The sequence below is a fragment of the Chryseotalea sp. genome, from assembly GCF_057350905.1.
Window position 1 is genome coordinate 234994 of sequence record NZ_JBMRCF010000015.1, and the last position, 21398, is coordinate 256391.

The 21398-nt window shown below is 41.3% G+C and carries 14 protein-coding genes; 6 read left to right on the forward strand and 8 right to left on the reverse strand.

Going from position 1 to position 21398, the window contains the following annotated elements:
• Positions 1–10: 10 nt before the first annotated feature.
• The gene (locus ACO1XM_RS17405) at positions 11–808 is read right to left on the reverse strand and encodes an outer membrane beta-barrel protein (RefSeq protein ID WP_486231339.1); all 798 of its coding nucleotides are present in this window, start codon (positions 806–808) and stop codon (positions 11–13) included.
• A 200-nt stretch (positions 809–1008) separates the two neighbouring features.
• Between ACO1XM_RS17405 and ACO1XM_RS17410 the strand changes: the two genes are divergently transcribed.
• The 3 genes from ACO1XM_RS17410 to ACO1XM_RS17420 all read left to right on the forward strand — a co-directional run bounded on the left by ACO1XM_RS17410 (position 1009) and on the right by ACO1XM_RS17420 (position 9923).
• Positions 1009–2328, forward strand: a complete 1320-nt coding sequence (locus tag ACO1XM_RS17410) for a PorP/SprF family type IX secretion system membrane protein (RefSeq protein WP_486231341.1) — start codon at positions 1009–1011, stop codon at positions 2326–2328.
• A gap of 380 nt (positions 2329–2708) precedes the next feature.
• A complete protein-coding gene (locus ACO1XM_RS17415; protein WP_486231343.1) occupies positions 2709–8975 on the forward strand; it encodes a T9SS type B sorting domain-containing protein in 6267 nt (2088 codons plus the stop codon).
• A gap of 9 nt (positions 8976–8984) precedes the next feature.
• The gene (locus ACO1XM_RS17420) at positions 8985–9923 is read left to right on the forward strand and encodes a PorP/SprF family type IX secretion system membrane protein (RefSeq protein WP_486231345.1); all 939 of its coding nucleotides are present in this window, start codon (positions 8985–8987) and stop codon (positions 9921–9923) included.
• On the opposite strand, the gene ppk1 is transcribed toward ACO1XM_RS17420, so the two are convergent.
• Positions 9920–12046 (reverse strand): polyphosphate kinase 1, encoded by a 2127-nt coding sequence (gene ppk1, locus ACO1XM_RS17425; RefSeq protein WP_486231347.1) that lies wholly within the window; start codon positions 12044–12046, stop codon positions 9920–9922. The two genes, ACO1XM_RS17420 and ppk1, sit on opposite strands and share 4 nt — an antisense overlap.
• A gap of 40 nt (positions 12047–12086) precedes the next feature.
• Positions 12087–14042 (reverse strand): DNA topoisomerase (ATP-hydrolyzing) subunit B, encoded by a 1956-nt coding sequence (gyrB, locus tag ACO1XM_RS17430; RefSeq protein ID WP_486231349.1) that lies wholly within the window; start codon positions 14040–14042, stop codon positions 12087–12089.
• Positions 14043–14170: 128 nt separating this feature from the next.
• On the opposite strand from gyrB, the gene ACO1XM_RS17435 reads away from it, so the two are divergent.
• Positions 14171–15562 (forward strand): leucine-rich repeat domain-containing protein, encoded by a 1392-nt coding sequence (locus ACO1XM_RS17435; RefSeq protein WP_486231350.1) that lies wholly within the window; start codon positions 14171–14173, stop codon positions 15560–15562.
• Positions 15563–15628: 66 nt separating this feature from the next.
• On the forward strand, positions 15629–16108 hold the full coding sequence (locus ACO1XM_RS17440) for a Cif family virulence factor (RefSeq protein ID WP_486231352.1): 480 nt from the start codon (positions 15629–15631) through the stop codon (positions 16106–16108).
• Positions 16109–16122: 14 nt separating this feature from the next.
• On the opposite strand, the gene ACO1XM_RS17445 is transcribed toward ACO1XM_RS17440, so the two are convergent.
• Positions 16123–16488, reverse strand: a complete 366-nt coding sequence (locus ACO1XM_RS17445; protein ID WP_486231354.1) for a CoA-binding protein — start codon at positions 16486–16488, stop codon at positions 16123–16125.
• A gap of 73 nt (positions 16489–16561) precedes the next feature.
• Here ACO1XM_RS17445 and ACO1XM_RS17450 point away from each other — a divergent pair, with 73 nt between their 5' ends.
• Complete coding sequence (locus ACO1XM_RS17450; protein ID WP_486231356.1) at positions 16562–18442, forward strand: M61 family metallopeptidase; 1881 nt, start codon at positions 16562–16564, stop codon at positions 18440–18442.
• Positions 18443–18582: 140 nt separating this feature from the next.
• Here the strand turns inward: ACO1XM_RS17450 and ACO1XM_RS17455 are convergent, their stop codons facing one another.
• The 4 genes from ACO1XM_RS17455 to ACO1XM_RS17470 all read right to left on the reverse strand — a co-directional run bounded on the left by ACO1XM_RS17455 (position 18583) and on the right by ACO1XM_RS17470 (position 21345).
• Complete coding sequence (locus tag ACO1XM_RS17455; protein ID WP_486231358.1) at positions 18583–19440, reverse strand: hypothetical protein; 858 nt, start codon at positions 19438–19440, stop codon at positions 18583–18585.
• Position 19441: 1 nt separating this feature from the next.
• Positions 19442–19831 (reverse strand): ExbD/TolR family protein, encoded by a 390-nt coding sequence (locus ACO1XM_RS17460; protein ID WP_486231360.1) that lies wholly within the window; start codon positions 19829–19831, stop codon positions 19442–19444.
• Positions 19832–19839: 8 nt separating this feature from the next.
• Positions 19840–20496 carry a MotA/TolQ/ExbB proton channel family protein gene (locus ACO1XM_RS17465; RefSeq protein WP_127120468.1) on the reverse strand — a complete coding sequence of 219 codons (657 nt, stop codon included), beginning with the start codon at positions 20494–20496 and terminating at the stop codon, positions 19840–19842.
• 87 nt (positions 20497–20583) lie between these two features.
• Positions 20584–21345 carry a hypothetical protein gene (locus ACO1XM_RS17470; RefSeq protein ID WP_486231363.1) on the reverse strand — a complete coding sequence of 254 codons (762 nt, stop codon included), beginning with the start codon at positions 21343–21345 and terminating at the stop codon, positions 20584–20586.
• Positions 21346–21398 lie beyond the last annotated feature (53 nt).

A 21398-nucleotide genomic window follows, 5' to 3' on the forward strand; every position in this document is an offset into this window, starting at 1 on the left:
GTGTTGAGGTCTATAATTTCTTTTTATTAATGGTACTCTTACCTTTTTTACGCTGGTCGGTTTTTAAATCGATCATATAGGCAAGAGAAAGACGAATACCGCTGTTGCGGGAAGCCAGCACATCAGCATAATCTGTAGCAGCCGGAAAAATACCATTGCTATTGCCCAAAAAACTGTGACCACGTTCATAACGCAGCATAATATTAACTTCATTAAAACCCAAGGGCTGAAGTACAATGCCTGCAACCAGGTTAATTCCTATCTGAATCCTGTTGGGTTCAGCGATATTCATTTCATTATCAGTTACATCTTCAAAAGGTTTTCTAAACACCACTTTATATGAAATACTGGACACACCACCTTCAACAATATCTGTTGAAGCAATGGTACCTTTTCCGCCAAGCCAGTAGCTAACATTGGGGCCACCACCTATGTAATATTTGAAGCCCTTATTACCTTTCAGACTACCCTTAAACTGAGCTGTGTAAAGAATAGGCAAATCAATATGACTATAGATAACTTTATTCTTCAATTTACTATCAATATCACTTTCTATCACTTTTCCTTTCTTAGAATAAAGTAAAGAAGTGGTCAAATAAAATCTTTTATATGCCCTTAATGAAACACTCACGCCAGCATGGTAACGCACAACGGGGCCGGTATTGAAATCGGTCCTTAAGTCTTTATCGTTAAATTCAGTCCACGAAATCTGCGGTCCGGCCACCGGCCCTATGAGTACCTGGCCATGGGTGCTTAGGCTGAGTACTGTTACCAATACAATTGTGGAAGTAAAGACTGCAGTTTTCAAGGCTCTATTTTACTTTAATTTTTTGAAAGGTATAAAGGTAGTTACAATTCAGCTTCTAAATCATCCGAAAAACGATTAACTTCGTGCTTTTACGATAATTACTGCATTATTGCAGATCAATTTTTTTAACTCACACCTTATCTGTTGATAGGGCATTTTTTGTAGTGACTCCCCAAGTCACGGATATTTAAGATTGTTTAATGAAACTTGTTAACATTATTACGAGTTGTTTACTCTTGAGTATTGTCTCTTCATCTTGGGGGCAGAACTACCCTATTTATAATGCGGTATACGCAAATCCATTTTTGTATAACCCTGCTACGGCTGCGAATGAAGAAACCCGACTTTTTATCCATCACCGGCAGCAATGGCTTGGGGTAGAGGGAGCTCCGGTAATTTCTGCTTTTTCAATCAACTCACTTATCGAAAATAAACGATACGGCTTGGGTGTTAAAGTTAGTTCATTTGAAAGAGGCTTGCTCTCATCAAGTGATGTTTCATTCGCCTATGCCTATGGCATACCCTTAAACAAAACGAGTCAGTTTTACTTCGGTATGTCAGCAGGTGCTATTACCAACACCCTGGACATAAGTAAAGCCGCAGATCCTAACGATCCTGCTCTTGCCAATTATCAGGATAACAACTTACAAGCCTCCGCTAGTGTTGGAATGCTTTATAAAAGTAACAGTGGCCTTAGTTTTGGTTTGGCACTACCCCAACTTTTCTCACCTGCTTTTCTTGATCCGAGTTTCTCTGTTATAACACCCAAACCTTTCGATCATGCCATTGCCTCGTTGGGCTATCGCAAAAAACTGGAAGGAAAACTGGCAACCAAAAAAGTTAGAGGATATAAGACAACCGTGAAAGGAAAAGAAATGTATGCCCCACTAGAGTTTTACCTACTCTATCGCTATGCAGCCTATCAGGAGAGTCAGTTTGAAGTGGCTACTAAACTTAACCTGACACAAAACTTCTGGTTGGGTGCCAGCTATCGGCAAAGTTATGGCTTAACTGGCAGTGCAGGATTTCAAATTAAAAAACTCTCTCTGGGTTATTTCTATGAGCTTGGCTCACAACCCGAGGCCGGATTTTCTCAAGGTTCGCATGAAGTGTTTGCCAGTCTTCGTTTGGGGGACATCAAGAAGTTTAAACGCCCCGCTCCGGTGTTACGCTCAACCCTGGTAACTACGAAAACAACTCAACACCATGCCCGCTTCCAACATCAGGCTGATGACCCTGAAAAAATGCTGAATGCCGAAACCTCTGAAAGTAAAAAAGTTTATTATGTAGTAGTAAGGTCCTTTGCAGAATTCCCTGCTGCTGATATCTACAAAAATAAACTCATTGGAGAAAAGTATAATGCAGAGATTTACTATTATCCTAAAGACAAAAAATACCACGTTTACATTTACAATTCCGTTAAATCTTCAGAGGCATATGATGAGGTAAGGAATCTTAAAAACTTTACAAAAATTAAGGATGCCAGGGTATTGGTGGTCGAAACAGAAATCAAGAAATAACTGGTACTCTACGCTGGAGAATAGTGATCTTAATTTAGGCGACACAGCCGGAAGTTGTGCAACACAATGCAAATAATGTGCAACAACTATGCAACTAAATACCAGATGTTTGTATGGCCTTCAGTTCCAGATCCCATTACTAAACTTTTGAATCAATACCTTACTTCTGCTTGCCAAATAACTGCTTGTAAACCGACAGCGCTGTGAACAATTATTAACCAGACTTAAGGTTAAAAGGTACATTCTTTCGTTATTTTTGGCGACTCAAAGTCTGTTTATGCAAACTAGCGCTAAAACCTACAATGTGTGGTTACCCTTGTATTATCATGCACTATAAAGCCTTGTTAGTACAGATATTTGATTACTAAATTTTTAAACCTATGAAACGTATTGTTTTCCTGTTTGCCCTTCTGCTAAGTTCAGTGGCAACAAGCCTTTATGCTCAGGAAATTTGCAATAATGGTATTGATGACGATAATAACGGCTTCATCGACTGTTTTGATAACCAGTGTGCCAGCAATACCGCTTGTGATGGCTCCTACATTGGTAATGATGCCCTATGCGAAGCCAAGCCTTCGCAGTTCCCTGCCTTTCAAATGACGCTGGACTGGGCATCACCCAATCGCGTAACCAATCACCTTAACCGTATGTCTATTGGTGACTTGGATAGAGACGGGATACCGGAGGTAGTGGTAACAAATATTGAAAACGATAATGGAAGCAGGGGTGCCTATATTCTCCGAGGAAATAATGGACAGATTAAGCACTCGAATAAAAGCCTGCCTTTTAGGGTAGAAAGAGAGGTCGCCATTGCCAATCTTGATAACGATAATTGTGCGGAGATTTTTTTGGTCGGACGCGAAGGAAATGACGATGATTGGTATTTGCATGCTTACAATTGCGATTTGTCAACGCGAATATGGAAATCAGCCAAACTAAGTGGAGACCCTGGTCTTTTTGGCTTAGCTGATTTTAATGGCGATGGTCAGGTTGAGCTTTACTTCAGAGATATTATTCTTAATGCCCATACCGGAGTTCAGATTGCTAACTCACCAGTTAGTTTCACAGGCGCCACCGGAAGTCCCGTAGCGGTCAATATTGTGGGTGATGATAATTTAGAATTGGTTTTAGGGCTGACAATATTCACCGTGAACATTGGTGCAGGAACCATCACAGAGCATTCTAAAAGAAATGAATACTTCCGTAGAAATTTAGATGGTACTCATACTAGTGTTGCCGATTTTAACCTTGATGGTAATTTGGACATTCTTGCGAGCGGTTCCAATGGAAGTGCAGACCAAAACACCACTATTTTCTTTTGGGATGTTGCCAACAATACCTTAAAGACCTATACTGATCCGGATCCAGATTTTGAAAATAATGTTCTCATTAAAGATTGTAGCAATAATGGTGCAGGATCTACGGGAACATATTACAAAAATGGCTGGCACAGAGGTACCGGTCGTATTAACATTGCTGATGCTGACGGTGACGGGCAACTTAACGCAGCTTATGTATCAGGGAAATACCTTTACGCATTAGATGAGAACCTGGACTTACTGTGGAGAAAAACTGTTTCAGAAGAAACATCGGGTTATACCGGTTGTTCTATGTTTGATTTTAATGGCGATGGAAAAACTGAGATTATTTACCGCGATGAAGGTAGTTTGTACATTATTAATGGTACCGATGGTACTACCTATACATCGCAGCCATGCGTTTCACGAACAGCACGCGACTACCCAATTGTTGCAGATATTGATGCCGATGGACAATCCGAATTATGTGTTACGTGTGGGTTCAATGATCAACTATCCTTGGATAATTTTTGTGATCTCGACTACTCTGAGAATTCCCATGTACGCGTTTTCAAAACGGCTCTTGAGCCTTGGGTACCTGCCCGTAGGGTCTGGAATCAGAATGCATACTTTAATGTAAACGTTAATGATGATTTAACTATACCACGCAGACAACAGAGTACACAGACTATATTTTCACTTACTGGTTGTGATCCTGCTAATCCACGCCCTACAAGGCCACTCAATACTTTCCTGAATCAATCTCCTTTCCTTAATTCCCTAGGGTGTCCTAAGTACGCCTCGCCTGATTTGAGTTATGTAGACAATTCATTAGTAGTTAATGCCCCAACCTGTCCTCAAACTAACTTTACGGTATCGTTTAGTATTGAAAACCTGGGAGATGTACCCGTAAACGGAAATGTACCTGTTACTTTTTATAAAGGTGATCCATTGCAACCTGGCGCGATACGCTTAAATACGATCATTGCTAACCTAGGCAGTTTGATGCCCGGCAATCAATTCGCAGTCAACAATGCAACGGTAACCGGTGATGGCTCTGCCTTTACCTTATTCATTGCAATTAACGACAGTGGAAATTCAGTACCCTCCCCCATCACATTCCCCAATACTTCTATTTTAGAATGTGATTATGACAACATCGTTTCTGCAGAGGTGGATCCGCTGCCTGCCATCATCAGCGCAGCACTGGTGCAAAACAATATTAAATGCGTAGGCAGTACATCCCCTGATAATGGTTCCGTGCGTGCCTTTATTCCGGTAGGTGCCACAGAGAATACAACTGATTACAACTTCTTCTGGAGTAATGGTGCAAGCGCTACTGCTCCTCCGGCTTTTACCGGCCCTATTTACTCTGGCCTGGATAATGGAACTTTCTCCGTATTCGCTGTTCATAAAACAGCAAACTGTTCATCTGATACTGCCAGCGTAAATGTTATTCGCATAGACAGGTCTATTCCAATTACTATCCAATTAAATAATGCCTACACAAATTGTGTTGTGCCTAATGGCGCACTAGAAGCTGGGGTTACCGGAGAGCCAATTGCTAATTTCAACTTCGAATGGTTTATTGGCAATGACCCTTCTATAGCAGCTAATAAGATTGGTGTAAATGAGGAAGTTACAGGATTGATGCCTGGCATTTACACCGTTCGTGTTACAGATAAGAACTCAGGTTGTCAGGCCGTAGAATCTCTTACGGTGCCTGATCAGACTGTTGTACCTGTACCAACGGTTAATAAACAAGACATCACCTGCGCTGCAACAAACTCAGGTGTTGTATCTGCAACAGTGGCCGGAGTAACCACAGGTTTTACTTTTAAATGGTTTAACGGTTCTAATGTAAAACCTGCTGCTGACTTCACTGGCAGTAATTATATAAATCGCCCTGCAGGAAATTATACGCTGGTGGTCACCAACAATGTGAGTCAATGTAGTTCAGCACCTGTTACTGTAAACATTGTTCAAACAACTGCACCAACGGTGAGTGTCACCAAAATTTCCGATCAGACCTCGTGCGATGAAAACCAACCGATCGGTGCAGCATCTGCCAATGTGGGTGGTGTAACTGCTGGCTTTAATTTTGAATGGTTTATAGGCCAGAACACTTCGGCAGGAAATCTTATTGCCAGTACCCCATCCATTGCTAATCTTGCGGCTGGCGTTTACACCGTTAAAGCTACCAATGCAGCTTCAGGTTGTTTCGACACAGAAGAAGTAACCATTAACACGAATATTGTAATACCAACGCTCCTACTTGCTGGTGTTGGCGACCTTACCAGTTGTACCTCCCCTAATGGTACTATTACAGTTGGTGTTACATTGGATACCCCTGCTGATTATAATTTTGCATGGTACATAGGAACAGCCATTGATGGTACACCTGATTTTCCTACTACTACCAACACCTTATCCGGAATTCCAATTGGTACTTATACTGTTCAGGCTACACACAAAACGAAGTTCTGTAGTACTGCCCCTATTTCGGCAGACATTGCCGACAATACGCCAACCATTGATATTCAGCAAAGATCTTCCGTGCAACAGTTGCCAACAGACTGTAATGCCAGCAATGGTATTTTAGGTGTTGAAATAAGTGCTGCCGGAAATACCGGAGGTTTCAGGGTAGAGTGGTTCAAAAACGCAAGTACTGTAGCCTTCTTTACCGAAAATACATCTCAGTTTTCTACGGCAGCCAACTTACAAAGCGCTAATTATAGAGTTAGAGCCACCAATTTGGATAATGGCTGTTTTGCTGAAGAAGTATTTGCCTTGCCTTTTGCAGATGCCCACATTTTAACTTTGGTTACAGTTAACGATGTAACTACATGTGCCCCTGCCAATGATGGTAGCTTAATTGTTAACCTACTTCCAACACCCGCAGTTGTACCCGGGCCTCCTCCTGTCAGCTTTAATGTAAACGACTATGTAATCAATATTTATAGTGGATTGGATGACACCGGCACACTTTTACAACAAGTGACTGGTGCTTCCGGTAGCTTAAATGGCGATGGCTCAGCAAACTATACCTTTAGCAATCTTACACCGGGCAATTATACCCTAGTAGCAATTGAAAATAATGCACTCCTGAGTGGCTGTAAATCCGTACCGGTGGTTACAGAAATCGAGCCGCTGGATACCAGACCCGTAATTACTGCTCCTGCCATCACCCCTAACACAAATTGTATTGGCGTTATACAACCTAATGGTCAGCTTGAAGCGATTGCTGATGGCGCTAATCCTGCACTGTATAATTTCTCCTGGTTTGATGGTACTTCGATCACTTCACCAGCAGTAGCTACAACCGGTGGTATTAACAATAATATTGCGCTTAACCTTGATGGAGGCCAGTATACTGTACAGGTGACGAACATTAGCACGCAGTGTCAGTCTGTGGCAACATTTACACTGATCAACAATCCTCCCATTGTTTCACTGAGCGATGCTGATCTAACCATTGATGCTTTAACGAGATGTGATGTTACAAACGCAGGTGCTCAGGTAAACCAGGTGAGAGAAAATGGCACTGCAGTACCGCTTACCAATTACGCTATTGAGTGGTTCAATCAATCCATGAACTCTATTGCCACAGGCAATGCCATTACCAATCAAACAGCTGGAACCTATTTTGTAACCATTAGTAATACTGTCAATAATTGTTCTAATAATTTATTTGAAGTTGTATTAGAAGACCAGACTATTGATGCTGTTTCAGTAAGCTTAACTGACTTTACTGCTCCTACCCGCTGCTTACAACCAGCCAACGATCTTGGTGAGCTGATAACGGTGGCTGGAGGTAATAGCACAACTGGTTACACAATTACCTGGCACGATGGCAATAGCATTGCCAATACCGTTGTTGGTAATAGTGGAACGCTCTCTGGTATTGTGATTCCTGCTGGACAAACAAGTACAGAAAGAACAATTCGTGTATTGAATAATGATAACCAATGTTCAGTAGTAGAAACTTATTTGCTACCGCTGGAGGTTGCTCCGCTAGGCTTGAATGCTTCCGCTGCTTCACCGATGACAAGTTGTGTTACCAATAATGGATCTGTGTTTGCTACTGTTACTACACCAGGAAGTGACAATTACACTTACAACTGGTCAATCGGTAACAACGTAAATGCAACACCAGATTTTACTGGTAAGCAAGTAAATAACCTTGCCATTGGCACCTATACTGTAGAGGCCATCGACAATGCCGATGCTTTCTGCGTGGTTGGTCCTATTACAGTAACCATTGAAGACGGAAGACAAAATCCGATCATTGCAGCAGTTCAGGCTGCCCCGTTAACTGTTTGCGACCTCACCAAAGCAGATGGGGTTGCCAGTGTTACTACAGGCGGAAACCTGGCTGAGTATACTTTTGACTGGTACATTGGAAATACCGTAAGTGGCACTCCATTCTATTCAGGTATTCAGGTAGGTGGCTTAGAAGCGATCACCTATACTGTAGAGGCAACACATGTTGTAACCGGCTGTCGTGGTAATGCCAGCGTTACGATTGGCCAAAACATTTTAACCATTGCTGCACCCACTGTAACCGTTCTCAGCAACGTTACACAGTGCGATATTACAGCCACACTACCAACACCTGTCAGCAACGGTGCATTGGCAGCGGCTGTGAACGGCAATACACATGAATATATTTTCGATTGGTCTGATGGTAATACCATTAGCACACCAGCAGATTTTACGGGTGAGATTTATGCAGGTTTATCACGCGGTCAGTACGCAGTCATTGCAACCAGCAGAATTACAGGCTGTGTATCGCCTCCTGCTATCGGTGAAATTATTGAGGACTTAGACTTACCGGATTTTGATTTCAGCGTTATCAATTCAACATGCGATCAGGACAATGGTTTCATCGCCTTCAACATGACAAATGACCTGAGTGTATCCACAGTGGAGTGGTTTCAAGGGGGAACTTTATTAAGCACTGAGCCTGTGCTAATGAATGTCCCTGAGGGAATTTATACCTTGCGTGTTCGCTCTTCACTGGGTTGCCCTAATGAAAAAGAGGTTATGGTAGGTACAGAAATCAGACCTTTCAATGGTGTATCCAGAAACGGAGATGGTAGAAATGACCTCTTTGCCATTGCTTGTATAGAAAGCTTCCCGACTAACCTTGTGAAGATCTTTAACAGAGCCGGTACACTCGTATACGAAGCCCCTGGTTATGATAACATTGATGTATACTTTGATGGAAGATCAAATAAGGGAATAAGCCCTATGGGTAATAATTTGCCTGATGGTACTTATTTTTATGTTATCGATAAGGGTGATGGCTCAAAACCAATTGCCGGTTATCTGGAAATCGTTAACTAAGTTTGCGACATGTTAAAAGGACTTAAGTACTCTTTTATAGGTATACTGCTGAGCATAGCAACATATGCTCAGCAGTATCCAGTTTTTACCCAATATTACTTCAATGAACTGGTGATTAATCCGGCCTATGCGGGTAACCATGTGCAGTTCAGTGCCAGTACCAGCTATAGAAACCAGTGGGTTAATTTTCCAGGTGCACCTAAAACAGTATCGTTCAGTGGTCACTCATCCTTCTGGCGTGGGCGAATAGGCGTTGGGTTGCTTGTTAACCATGATGAAATTGGCAGTTACAAGAATGACAATGTGTACCTGATGTACTCCTACAACATCCGCTTTCCCAAATCTACTTTTGCCATGGGCTTGCAAACAGGCTTTAATATGCTGGGCGCAGATTTTAGTCAGCTCGATTTACAAAATCCTGATGACGCCTCTTTCAATGCCTTTTTGCGTGAGGTGAAGCCGAACTTTGGTGCAGGAGTTTATTACAACAGAAAAAATTTCTTTGTTGGGCTGAGTGTTCCTTTCATTCTTAATAATTCAGTAGCCACTACGTTTGAGGGTTTATTGAATGAAATCAAGGAAAGGCGCTACTACTTTTTGCGAAGTGGTGCCATCTTTCCATTGGGTGGACGTAAGAATGTAAAAATCAATCCTTCCATCCTACTCAGAACCCAGGAAGGCATGGCAGTCAGCTTGGATATTAACAATGCCTTTATCTTCTATGATGTATTAAGTACAGGTGTTTCCTTAAGAAGTGGCGACTCCATCATCACCTTTATCGATTTAAAGCTGAGTGAGAAGTTTCACTTTGCTTACTCATACGACTGGACACAATCTGATTTATCGATCTTCTCGAATGGTACGCACGAATTCATGCTCAACTACAGAGCCCGGATTAATGTAGTTCACAAAGATTTACAGTGTCCAAAGTTTTACGATTATCGTTAGAAGAGCTTAGCACTCATGACAATCTCACGGGTTACGTGGAAGAATTCTCTGTGTATATTAAAGGGAGGTTCGTTCTTCAGTTCTTTAACGGCATAGGTACCGTCCTCTTTCATTACATAAGAATTAACATTATCGCGAAGGTTGTAGGCCAGATTATTCATGGCCTGCTTGCGCAAAAATTCATCGTCTAATAAGAAAAGAGACTCAATGCGCCTGTCAAAGCTGCGCACCATCGCATCCGCACTGCCGATGTATACTTTAGGATTACCCTCGTTGTGGAAGTAGTAAATTCTGGAGTGCTCCAGGTACTCACCCACAATAGAAATTACCTCAATATTCTCACTTAAACCTTTTCTGCACGGACGTAAACAGCACATACCCCTCACAATCAACTTAATGGGTACGCCAGCCTGAGAGGCTGCATAAAGTTCGTCAATCAGTTCTTTATCCTGTAAAGAGTTAAATTTAATAACTATACCCGCCTTCAAACCGTTTTTGGCATTCTCTGCCTCTTTGCGCACCAGATTACACAACTGAATGCGCATGTCACGCGGGGAAGTAATCAAATTACGATAGGCAGAAGGTTGTGAGTGACCAGTGATTACATTAAAAAATTCCGATACATCATTGGCATATACTTCCTTAGTAGTCAGCAATCCCACATCTGCGTATAACCGTGACGTTGTTTCGTTATAATTGCCTGATGAAAGATGAACATAACGATAAACCTTGTCATCTTCATCTTTACGCACAATCAGCATCAGCTTGGTGTGTGTTTTCAGGCTGTTAACTCCGTAAATAACAAAACACCCAGCTTTTTGCAAACGTTGCGCCTCGCGCAAATTATTCTCTTCATCAAACCTGGCCTTTACTTCAAACAACACCGAAACGTGCTTGCCATTTTCTGCTGCCCTTAAAAGTGCATTGGTAATACGCGACTCTTTAGCCACACGGTAAATCGTTATCTTAATGGAGAGTGTGTGCGGATCATCCGCTGCCTTCTCAATCAATTCAATCACCGGATCCATAGAATTGTAAGGATGGTGTAAAAGAATATCTCGTTCTTTTAATACATCAAACAATTCGGCTGTGCCCTGTTCTGGAAAATTGAGTGGCTTAATCGGAGCCGGAATTTGAAATCTTTTACCCTTAAACTCCTTATGCCCGATAATCTGCATGAGGCCGGAAAAATCAATTAAACTCTCAGATGGGGTCTGCGAAATATTATAGTCATCAATATCCCATTGAATTTTTAACAGGCGCAGCATCCAGGGATCCGGGTTCTCCTGAATTTCCATGCGTACTACCCTACCCGTTCTGCGTTGACGCAACTTAGTTCTTAATTCGTCCAGAAAATTAGATTCGATTTCATCGGTTTCATCTAAAGTAAAATCTCCATTTCTATTGATACGAAACAGGTTTATACTTTGGATTTCAATATTTCTGAAAAGGTGATGAACATTGTAACGTATAATTTCTTCGACAGGCACAAACTGAATACCACGCTCGGTTGTGATTTCATAAAAGCGTGGCAAGTTGTTGGGTACTTGTATAAAGGAAATTCTTAAAGGGTTCTGAATTTCTGTTGGTGCTTTGGTTACCACCCCGAACAACAAGCGGTTGTTCATCAGTACTGGAAAGGTGTGGTAATTATCGAAAACCATTGGTGTAAGCATTGGAAAAATGATACTACGGAAGTAATCATCAACCTGCTTGGCATTTTCTATAGAAAGATTTTTGTAGGTACAAATACTAAATCCGCTTTTCTCAAAAAGTGGCTTTAGTTTTTTTACAAAATAATCACTCTGCTCTTTTGTATAGCGCTGTACCTCTGTAAGCAAATACTTTCGGTATGGCTCTTCTCTTAAGCCACTGTAATCGACACGCTCTTTACCAAAGTCAATATAGTTGTACAAGCTGCCCAGGCGGATGGTACAGAACTCATCCAGATTAGAAGCTGTAATCGACAAAAATTTCAATCGGTCGAAAATACTTCTATCAATATGCTTGGCCTGATCGAGCACACGGTAATTAAACTGCAACCAACTAAGGTCGCGGCTTATATAATTACTCTGCTCAATTTGCTGAGTGAGTTTATCATGTTGTGCCCAAAATTCGCTCATACGCCTTGATGGTTAAAGCCTGCAGATTTTCTTGTAGCCATTAAATATCTATGCGAGCGTATTTGGCGTTCTTCTCAATAAAATCCCTGCGTGGTGCTACTTCATCACCCATCAGCATAGAAAATAAGTGATCTGCTTCCGCAGCTGATTCAATACTTACTTGCTTCAAGGTTCTTCTGGCCGGGTCCATCGTAGTTGACCATAACTGTTCCGGGTTCATTTCACCCAAACCTTTATAGCGCTGAATGTTTACAGAGTCTTCTTTTCCACCAGCTAATTCCAGAATGTGCGCAGCACGTTCTTCTTCTGTCCAGCAGTAGCGTTCCTCTCTTCCTTTCTTTATTAAATACAAAGGTGGTTGTGCGATGTAAACGTAACCACTCTCGATTAAATCGCGCATATAACGGAAGAAGAAGGTCAATATCAAAGTACGGATGTGGCTACCATCCACATCGGCATCGGTCATGATTACAATTTTATGGTAACGCAACTTGACCATGTTTAATGCTTTGTCATCATCAGCCGTTCCAAAGCTTACGCCAAGCGCAGTAATCATGTTCTTGATTTCTTCGTTGTCGTAAATTCTATGCTCTTGCGCTTTTTCTACGTTAAGAATTTTACCTCTTAAAGGCAAAATAGCCTGGAAGTTACGGTCGCGACCCTGTTTGGCAGAACCACCCGCAGAGTCACCCTCCACCAGGTACAATTCGCAAACGCTGGGATCTGAATCGGAACAGTCGGCCAGCTTACCCGGCAAACCTGTACCAGACAATACGTTTTTACGCTGCACCATCTCGCGTGCTTTACGGGCAGCATGGCGTGCCTGCGCTGCCAAAATCACTTTGCTTACAATAAGCTTAGCTTCTTTAGGATGCTCTTCCAAATAGGTATTGAGCACCTCACCTACAGCCTGATCCACCGCGCCCATGGCATCAGAGTTACCCAGCTTGGTTTTGGTTTGGCCTTCAAATTGCGGTTCAGCTACTTTAACAGAAATTACCGCAGTTAAACCTTCGCGAAAGTCATCGCCTGTAATATCAATTTTAACCTTTTCTAACAACCCTGACTTATCTGCATAGGCTTTTAAAGTGCGTGTTAATGCCCTTCGGAAACCAGCCACGTGCGTACCACCTTCATGTGTGTTGATGTTGTTAACATAAGACACAAGATTTTCACTAAAGGACGTGTTGTAGTTGAGCGCGACCTGAATAGGAATTTCACTCTTGTTATTCTCAATGTAAATCGGCTCAGGAATAAGTTTTTCTCTTGTTGAGTCTATGTACTCAACAAACTCGCGCAACCCGCCTACTGACAAGAAATGGTTAGTTTTAGCTACACCATTCTCATCTTTATCACGCAAATCCGTAAGGTGAATGCTAATGCCTGGATTTAAGAATGACAACTCACGCAAACGCGTGGCTACCGTTTCATAATTGTACTCAGTCAATAAGAAGATTGACTTATCTGGCAGGAAATGCACAGTTGTACCGGTTCTGTCTGTTTCACCAATAACCCTTACCGGGTATTTGGGTCCACCGCGATGGTATTCCTGTTCAAATATTTTACCCTCCCGATACACGGTTACATGCAACATATCAGAAAGTGCATTCACGCAGGAAACCCCTACGCCATGCAAACCACCCGAAACTTTGTACGTGTCTTTATCGAACTTACCACCGGCATGCAATACAGTAAGAACAACCTCAAGTGCAGAGCGCTTCTCCTTCTCGTGCATATCTGTAGGGATACCCCTACCGTTGTCTTCAACTGTTATTGAATTATCTTCATTAATAGTTACTCGGATGGTATCGCAATGTCCCGCCAGGGCCTCATCAATCGAGTTATCTACAACCTCCCATATCAAATGGTGGAGTCCTTTTATACCAACATCGCCTATGTACATGGCAGGGCGCTTGCGTACCGCCTCTAAGCCCTCTAAAACCTGAATATTGTTTGCTGAATAATTGCTGGATTTCTTATCCTTTTCTTCGCTCATGGTAGATGTCTAAACCTTCAAAATTAAGGTATTTACACTGCATTTTATGCAAGAATAAAGACTAAAAAATGGCCATTTTCAGCATATTTTAAATTTTTTGAATATCTTCACCTAAACTTTTAGTTGATATGAAGATATTAGGCACTGCGCTATTATTCGCATTGACTTTCTCAATGCTGAACGCCCAGAAAATGGTACCCGTTTTTGCTACCAAGACAGACTCGGCTAACTATTACCTGGTTCAGGAAAAAATGATGAGTGTCCGGAAAAATCCAAGCGGAAAAACCACTGCAGAAGAAGTCGAACGAATGGATAGTCTGGCAAAAGTATTTCGCAATGCCTATGAAAAAATAATAGCTTATCGGTACATCTACGAAATGAGTAAGGGCTTTACTTCTTATCAGGAGGTAAATGCCAGCAATGCTTCAAAAGTCACTAGGCTTTCGCTGCACGACTACTCAGCAAAGAGGTTTCCGAAAAATCTTGCTGATTGCAGAAATATAGAAGAGTTGGAATTGGTGAACACTAAAATTAAAAGACTGCCGGCCTATCTGAAGAAATTCCCCAAACTGAAAGAGGTAAATGTACTTAACAACGATCCTGCTAAAGGCCGATTAGTTTTGGCCAAAAATAATACGGTAAAAGAGCTTAACATTCGCACCGACAATGAAAGTACTTTACCAAATAACTATAAAGCCTTTAAGAATCTGGAAATACTTGACCTCTCAAAATGCCAGTTGACAACCATGCCCGTTCTCGCTAAAAACACAAAGCTGAAAAAACTGGTGTTGATTGAAAATAACCTAAGACTTGGTGATGCAACACTCGCTTTGCCTACCCAATTAGAAGAACTAAACCTCCAGAAAAATAAAATCACTGCCTTACCACAAAATATCGGTGACCTTACTTCACTCAAAAAATTACTTTGCAACTACAACGAAATTGAGGCACTCCCCTCCTCCATCGGAAAACTACAACAGCTGGAACAACTTACACTTTACCAAAATAAGATTACAGCACTGCCCTACGAATTTTATGAATTAAAAAATCTGAACGTGGTCGATTTGTATTACAACAAAATCAATAGACTTGATGAGAAACTTGGCAACTTAACTAAGCTGGAAGTGCTTTATTTATCATTCAATGAGCTTAGCACTTTACCTGAAAGTGTTGGTAATCTTACTTTACTCAGAGAACTCTACTTGCATCATAATAAACTAAGCTATCTGCCAAGTAATGTGCAAGCGTTAAGTAATTTGAGCGTACTCAGATTAAATGATAATTCCTTTGTTGAATTTCCAACAACAATATTAAGCCTGCATAAGCTTGAAAACCTGGATTTGTCAAAAAATCAATTAAGAGCACTACCTGAAAAATTAGGTACTTTCGAAAATTTACAACTGCTATCTATCGGACAAAATCCCTGGGAAAACACAGAAGCCATTGAAAATTTGAGCAATTCATTGAAAAATAAAGGTGTAACTGTACATACTGCCCTTAAAGATGCCACAGTAAATTAAAGTGTAAAGTACATCCGAAGGTGAGAATTTTTCGTTAACTTCATAACAACACTAAAATTCGAAGTTATGAAAGCAGTTCTCACCTTCGTTGTTTTAAGTTTGGCTATACAAGTTGCATCCGCACAAAAGAAAAAGCCAAGTACGCCCCCAAATGATGTTGAGGCTATAAAAGCCGTCATCGTGAAGGAAACTAAATCCTTTTTTGAAACTGATAAAGATGGTTGGAAAGCTTGTTGGCTTCAAGTACCACATGCCTACTGGAGTTTTGCCGATAGCGCTGATGTAAATTATTACGAAGGCTGGCAAAATATTGAAAAAGGCTTTAATGATTATTTCAAGATGTCGAAACCGGCCCCTGTACAAATACAAAACCAATGGGATCATATTAAGGTATACGGTAATGCTGCCTTTGTACACTTCCGCCAAAAAATTCATGGCGATGGTATTGAGCGTGATGAGCAGTCAGAGATTAGAATTCTGGAGAAAGACGGAGAGGGAAACTGGAAAATTGTACATGTCGGAGTTATCCGCAAACCAAGCTCGTAGGCACAGCTGCTAAACTAATACTGGTTGCTTCGCAACATCACCAGAGTACACGCTTGCAAAGTTTCAATGCCTTGTTCGTTTGCTTTAAGTTCAAATTCACGGTTCTCAGTGCCCGGGTTAAAAATAATCCGTTTAGGTTTTAGCCCAATCAAATAATCATACCACTCTGGCTGATGATCCGGCCCGATATATAATGTAATGGTATCTATTCCCTTTATATCAGGTTTTTGTTTAATGTCCACAATTTCATAGCCGAGTATCTCCCCCCTTTTTATACCCACAGGAACAATTTCGTGGTCATAGTCGTTAAGCATTTCAGCTGCCAAATAAGCGTATCTACCCTTATTAGTGGTAGCGCCAACAATCATTGTCTTCTTCATCCGTAATTATACTAACTGAATTTGCGACTTAACAGTTCAGTTTGTTCTTTTACTAAAATATAAAAAAATAACCATGCGTTTTCTAGTCATTTTATTGTGCTTACCTACCCTGGTTTGGGGGCAGTCTAAAAATAGTTATAACTACACAGTTGATCTTACCAAAGTTGAAGATGATAAGGTGTATGTTGAATTAACCCCACCTGTGATCAAGGAATCAGAAATCACTTTCTACTTTCCTAAAATGATCCCTGGTACTTATGCCATTGAAGATTATGGCCGCTTTGTATCGAAACTGGAAGTCGTTGATAAAAAGGGAAAGAAGCTCAGCGTGAATAAGCTGGATGATAACTCGTGGAGAATTAAAGACGCCAACAAGGCTGCAAAAATCAGCTATTGGATTGAGGACACCTTTGACACCAAGCTGAAAGGACCTGATGTATTCTGGCCTGCTGGTACTAACATTGAAGAGGGTAAAAACTTTTTGATTAACAGCAGTGGTTTCTTTGGTTACTTTGATGGATACAAAGATCAAGGTTTTACCCTTAACGTGATTCGTGCGGAAAATTTCTACGGATCAACAGGACTCATCGCATCAAAAACAGGCGAACCTTTAACGAAAGTTTCTAAAGAAGAAAAGGAAAGCAGTGCCGCTAAGCGTGTTGATGTTTTCCAAACAGAAAACTATGATCGTCTGGTGGACTCTCCTATTATGTATAGCGAACCAGACACGGCTATCATTTATGTTGGCAATACAGAAGTTTTGATTGGCTCTTATTCTCCTAATAAAAAAATTACGGCCAAGGAAATTGCCGCTAATGTGCGAGAAGTACTGATGGCACAAAAAGAATACCTGGGTGGTACACTCCCAGTAGATAAATATGCTTTTGTATTTTACTTTACAGACAGACCTGTTACTTCTTACGGTGCCTTAGAGCATTCCTACTCTTCCATTTATTATATGCCCGAAGCAACCATAGGTCAAATGCAACAACAGCTTCGCGATTTTGCAGCGCACGAATTTTTCCACATCGTTACCCCACTTACCATCCACTCCGAAGAAATTGGCAGTTTCGGTTTTAACAATCCTAAAATGTCGCGTCACCTATGGTTGTACGAAGGTTTGACTGAATACTTTGCGGGCAATGTTCAGGTTAAGTATAACTTGATTTCTCCTGAAGAATACCTGCAAATTTTGCAAGAGAAAATGTTTACTGCCGAAGGTTTTAAAGACAACCTTCCTTTTACAGAATTAAGCTTAGGGGCACTTGATAAGTATGCTGATCAATATTACAATGTATACCAAAAAGGCACTCTTATTTCACTATGTCTGGATATACAATTACGCAAGTTGTCTGGTGGTAAGTATGGCATGCAAAATCTGGTGGCAGAGTTAGGCAAGAAATATGGAGTTAATAAGTCTTTTAAGGACGAAGAACTTTTTGCGGAGATCACTAAAATGACTTATCCGGAAATTGGAGCCTTTTTGAATACATATGTAGCCGGAACTGAATCCCTACCCCTAAAAGAAATGTTTGATCTGGTGGGAGTTGAATATGAAAGAGAGAAAGTAAGTGCTGAGTACACTTTAGGGTTGGAGCAGGCTGCCGTCACCATCAGTCAGTATGAGGGTAAACCCAAGTTGGCTATCGGCAATGAAGACGCTGTTAACGGACAAGGTAAAGCACTGGGTTTTAAAAATGGTGACATCATTCTTAAAATTAATGGTGAAACAGTACCAGACCTTGGACCTGAAGTAGGCGCTTTTATTCAGGCACAACAGCAAAAATTAGGAGAAGGAAAAACCATTAGCTATACCGTTGTACGCAAGAACGAGATCGTAGAATTGTCTTCACCTTGCATATTGGCAGAACGCATGCGTAAGCATCTTTTACGTTTTATAGAATCGCCAAGCAACGATCAATTGGTACTTAGAAAAGCCTGGTTACAGCCCTGATCGGTAATCAAGTATTAGTAAGCAACATTAAAAAAACCTGTGTTTGATTCGAAGCTTCAAATCAAACACAGGTTTCTTTCTAACAGATATTTGTGAAAATTATTCTCTACGCCAGAGTCGGCTTAGTTTTTCTTTAGAACTTATTTTGATCGAATCACAAAAGTAATCCTGCCTGTTGATTCTGTGGGAACGTTAGAACCTGTTTTAGAGAAAGTCAGTTTTTCAATTTCGGCTCTACAAATTCTGGCTGCCTCAGGCCCCACAGCATTCTCTATTATATCTATCTTAGTTATTTCACCGTCTTCATTCACCTTAATCTGAAAAACGATTTTACCGCCTAGGGCATTATCCGGTATAGCCGGTTTAGGTACTGCATCCCATTTCCAGCCTGCTAAATCCAAACTTGAACCACCATCGCCTCCACCCTGTTTTCCATACAAGGCATTAGCGTCTATAGAACCTTTAGGGTCACCTTTATCTCCAGTTTTTCCTGCATCATCACCCTGACTTACGGGTTTGCCAGACTTATCCGTAGCAGCGGTAGCATCTTCTTTAGGTTTGTAGGTAGCCTTAGGTTCTTCTTTTGGCTTTTCTTCGGTCTTAACTGGCTCTGTTTTCTTTTCTTCCTTCTTAACTTCTTTTACTACCTCTTTGGGCGTCTCCTTCGTTTCTTTAACAGTTACTGGGCTCTCCACTTTGCTCAGGACTTCAGCAGGGCTGGGTACAGTTTCAGCAGGTGTTTCATTTTGTTCAGGTGTTGGTGCAGCGGCCTCTTCCTGGCTTTCAGTTTCTTGCGAGCCTACCGGCTCCTCAGGCTGAATGTCACCACCACCCTGGGTATCCATACCAAAGTTTAGTTCAATGCCATACTCTGGTAAAGGTGGATTGGGTGCCCTCCAGGCTGCTACAAACAATAATAAAAGCAATACCAGTCCATTAATTAAAACGGTCGTAACGGCTGCAATTCTTTTGTTTTTCTTTTCTTCCTGCGAAACCATATTATTTCGGTTTAGTAGCTACTACAACTTTTGCTTCCAGCGATGTGGCAATACCTGCTACATATACACCATGTTCCCACGGCACCTCTTTGTCAATGTGCAATACCACTGAGCCATTGGCTCCACCCAACTGACTTTTCAGCTCTCCTTCTAACATGGCCTTGGAGATTTTCTTCTCATTAACGAAGTACTCCAGGTCTTTGGTAACTGTAACAGAAACCTTTTGCACTTCGATGGTACTGGCTGCGCTGCTGGGTAAATTTACTGGTAAGCCCGATGGTGTAACAAACGAAGAGGTAAGCATAAAAAAGACCAATAACAGAAATATCAGATCTGTCATGGAGGCCATATTAAAGCTTGCGTCAACCTTATTCTTTGAGCCTAAATTCATTTTCTGTTTTATCTTGGTTCTTGTAAAAGATCTATAAAATCAATGGATGTATACTCCATTTTGTGAATAACCTTAGCTACACGCGTAACCAGGTAGTTGTAGGCCAGGTAGGCCATGATACCCACAATGAGTCCTCCAACGGTAGTAATCATGGCTTCGTAAATACCATTTGATAACAGTTTAGGGCTTACAGAACCTTCCTCCTGGGAGATAGAAATAAAAGCCTGCACCATACCAATTACCGTTCCAAGGAAGCCAATCATGGGCGCTGCACCGGAAATAGTGGCCAGTGTAGAGAGATTTTTCTCCAGCTTGAAAATTTCAAGTTTACCCACGTTTTCAATGGAAGCCTCGATGTTCTTAAGCGGGCTGCCAATACGCGATACCCCCTTCTCAATCATACGGGCCACCGGAGTTCCGCTTTGGGCACACAGTAATTTTGCACCCTGAATATCATTTCTTTGAACCAGTTCTTTAACGCGATTCATAAAAGGCTCAGGGTCCATGTTAGCCTTATTAATGGTTAGCAGCCGTTCGATAAATAAATAGATGGCTGCTATCCACATCAATGCCAGCGGTAACATTACCCACCCTCCTTTTAAGGCCAGATCTAATACCGAAATAGATTCTGAGGCCGCAACCTCTGTAGTGATTTGTGCTATCATGCTATCGTTCAAAAAATTGAGTTAGTATAAATAAAAAGGCAATCCAACAATTAAACGCTGGATTGCCTTTTCAGGATTACAACGTTTTTAATATTTTATTACCCAAAGGCCTTCTCCATACTGACCTTTTAAGCCATCAGCAATACTTTGCGCATTGGCGTATGTATCGCCTTCCGCAATAGTAAGACGCGAAAACTTTACTTTTCCATAAGGAGGAATGATTTTGCAGTTAACACCACTCGCACTCAGCTTCTTAGCGTAGTCCATCACCAGATCACCATCAATTGAGCTGGATATTACTACATAATAACGTTTAGTACGCTCAGTTAGTGTTTCAATACTTCCTTCTTTTGGTGTGGCATTGGCATCTGCCTCTGCCTGCGCTCTTCTTCGCTCTTCCTCTAATCTTTGTTGCTCTGCAAGACGCTCTTGCTCTTTAGCCTCTGCATCTTTGCGTTTTTGTTCTAACAGTGCCTTTTCTTCTGCCTGCTGTTGTGGTTTATAGACGGCAAAGTACCAGGTGGCACTCAATGCCAATAAAACAACAACAATAATACCAGCAATCTTGGGTATCATCGATCCTTCATCTTTAGGTGGTGTATAAGTATAAGTTGACTCATAACTGCTATGAGTGGTTCTTCCTGAATCACTGCCTTGACTACTTGAGCTGTAATGTTCTGTTTGTGTTCGAACAGGTTCAACTTCAGGTGTGGAAGCTTCTTGATTAACAGACGTTTCCTCTGTTCGATCAATCGGTGTATAGTCTATGTCAGGCAAACCAAAGTTGTCATCGGATGAACCCGTAACTTCTGTTGGTTTTTCTTCGGTAGTTTTCTTTCTACGTGCCATGCGTTGGTTTTTTACAATTCCTTAACATACAAAAATAAAGGAATTTATAAGAA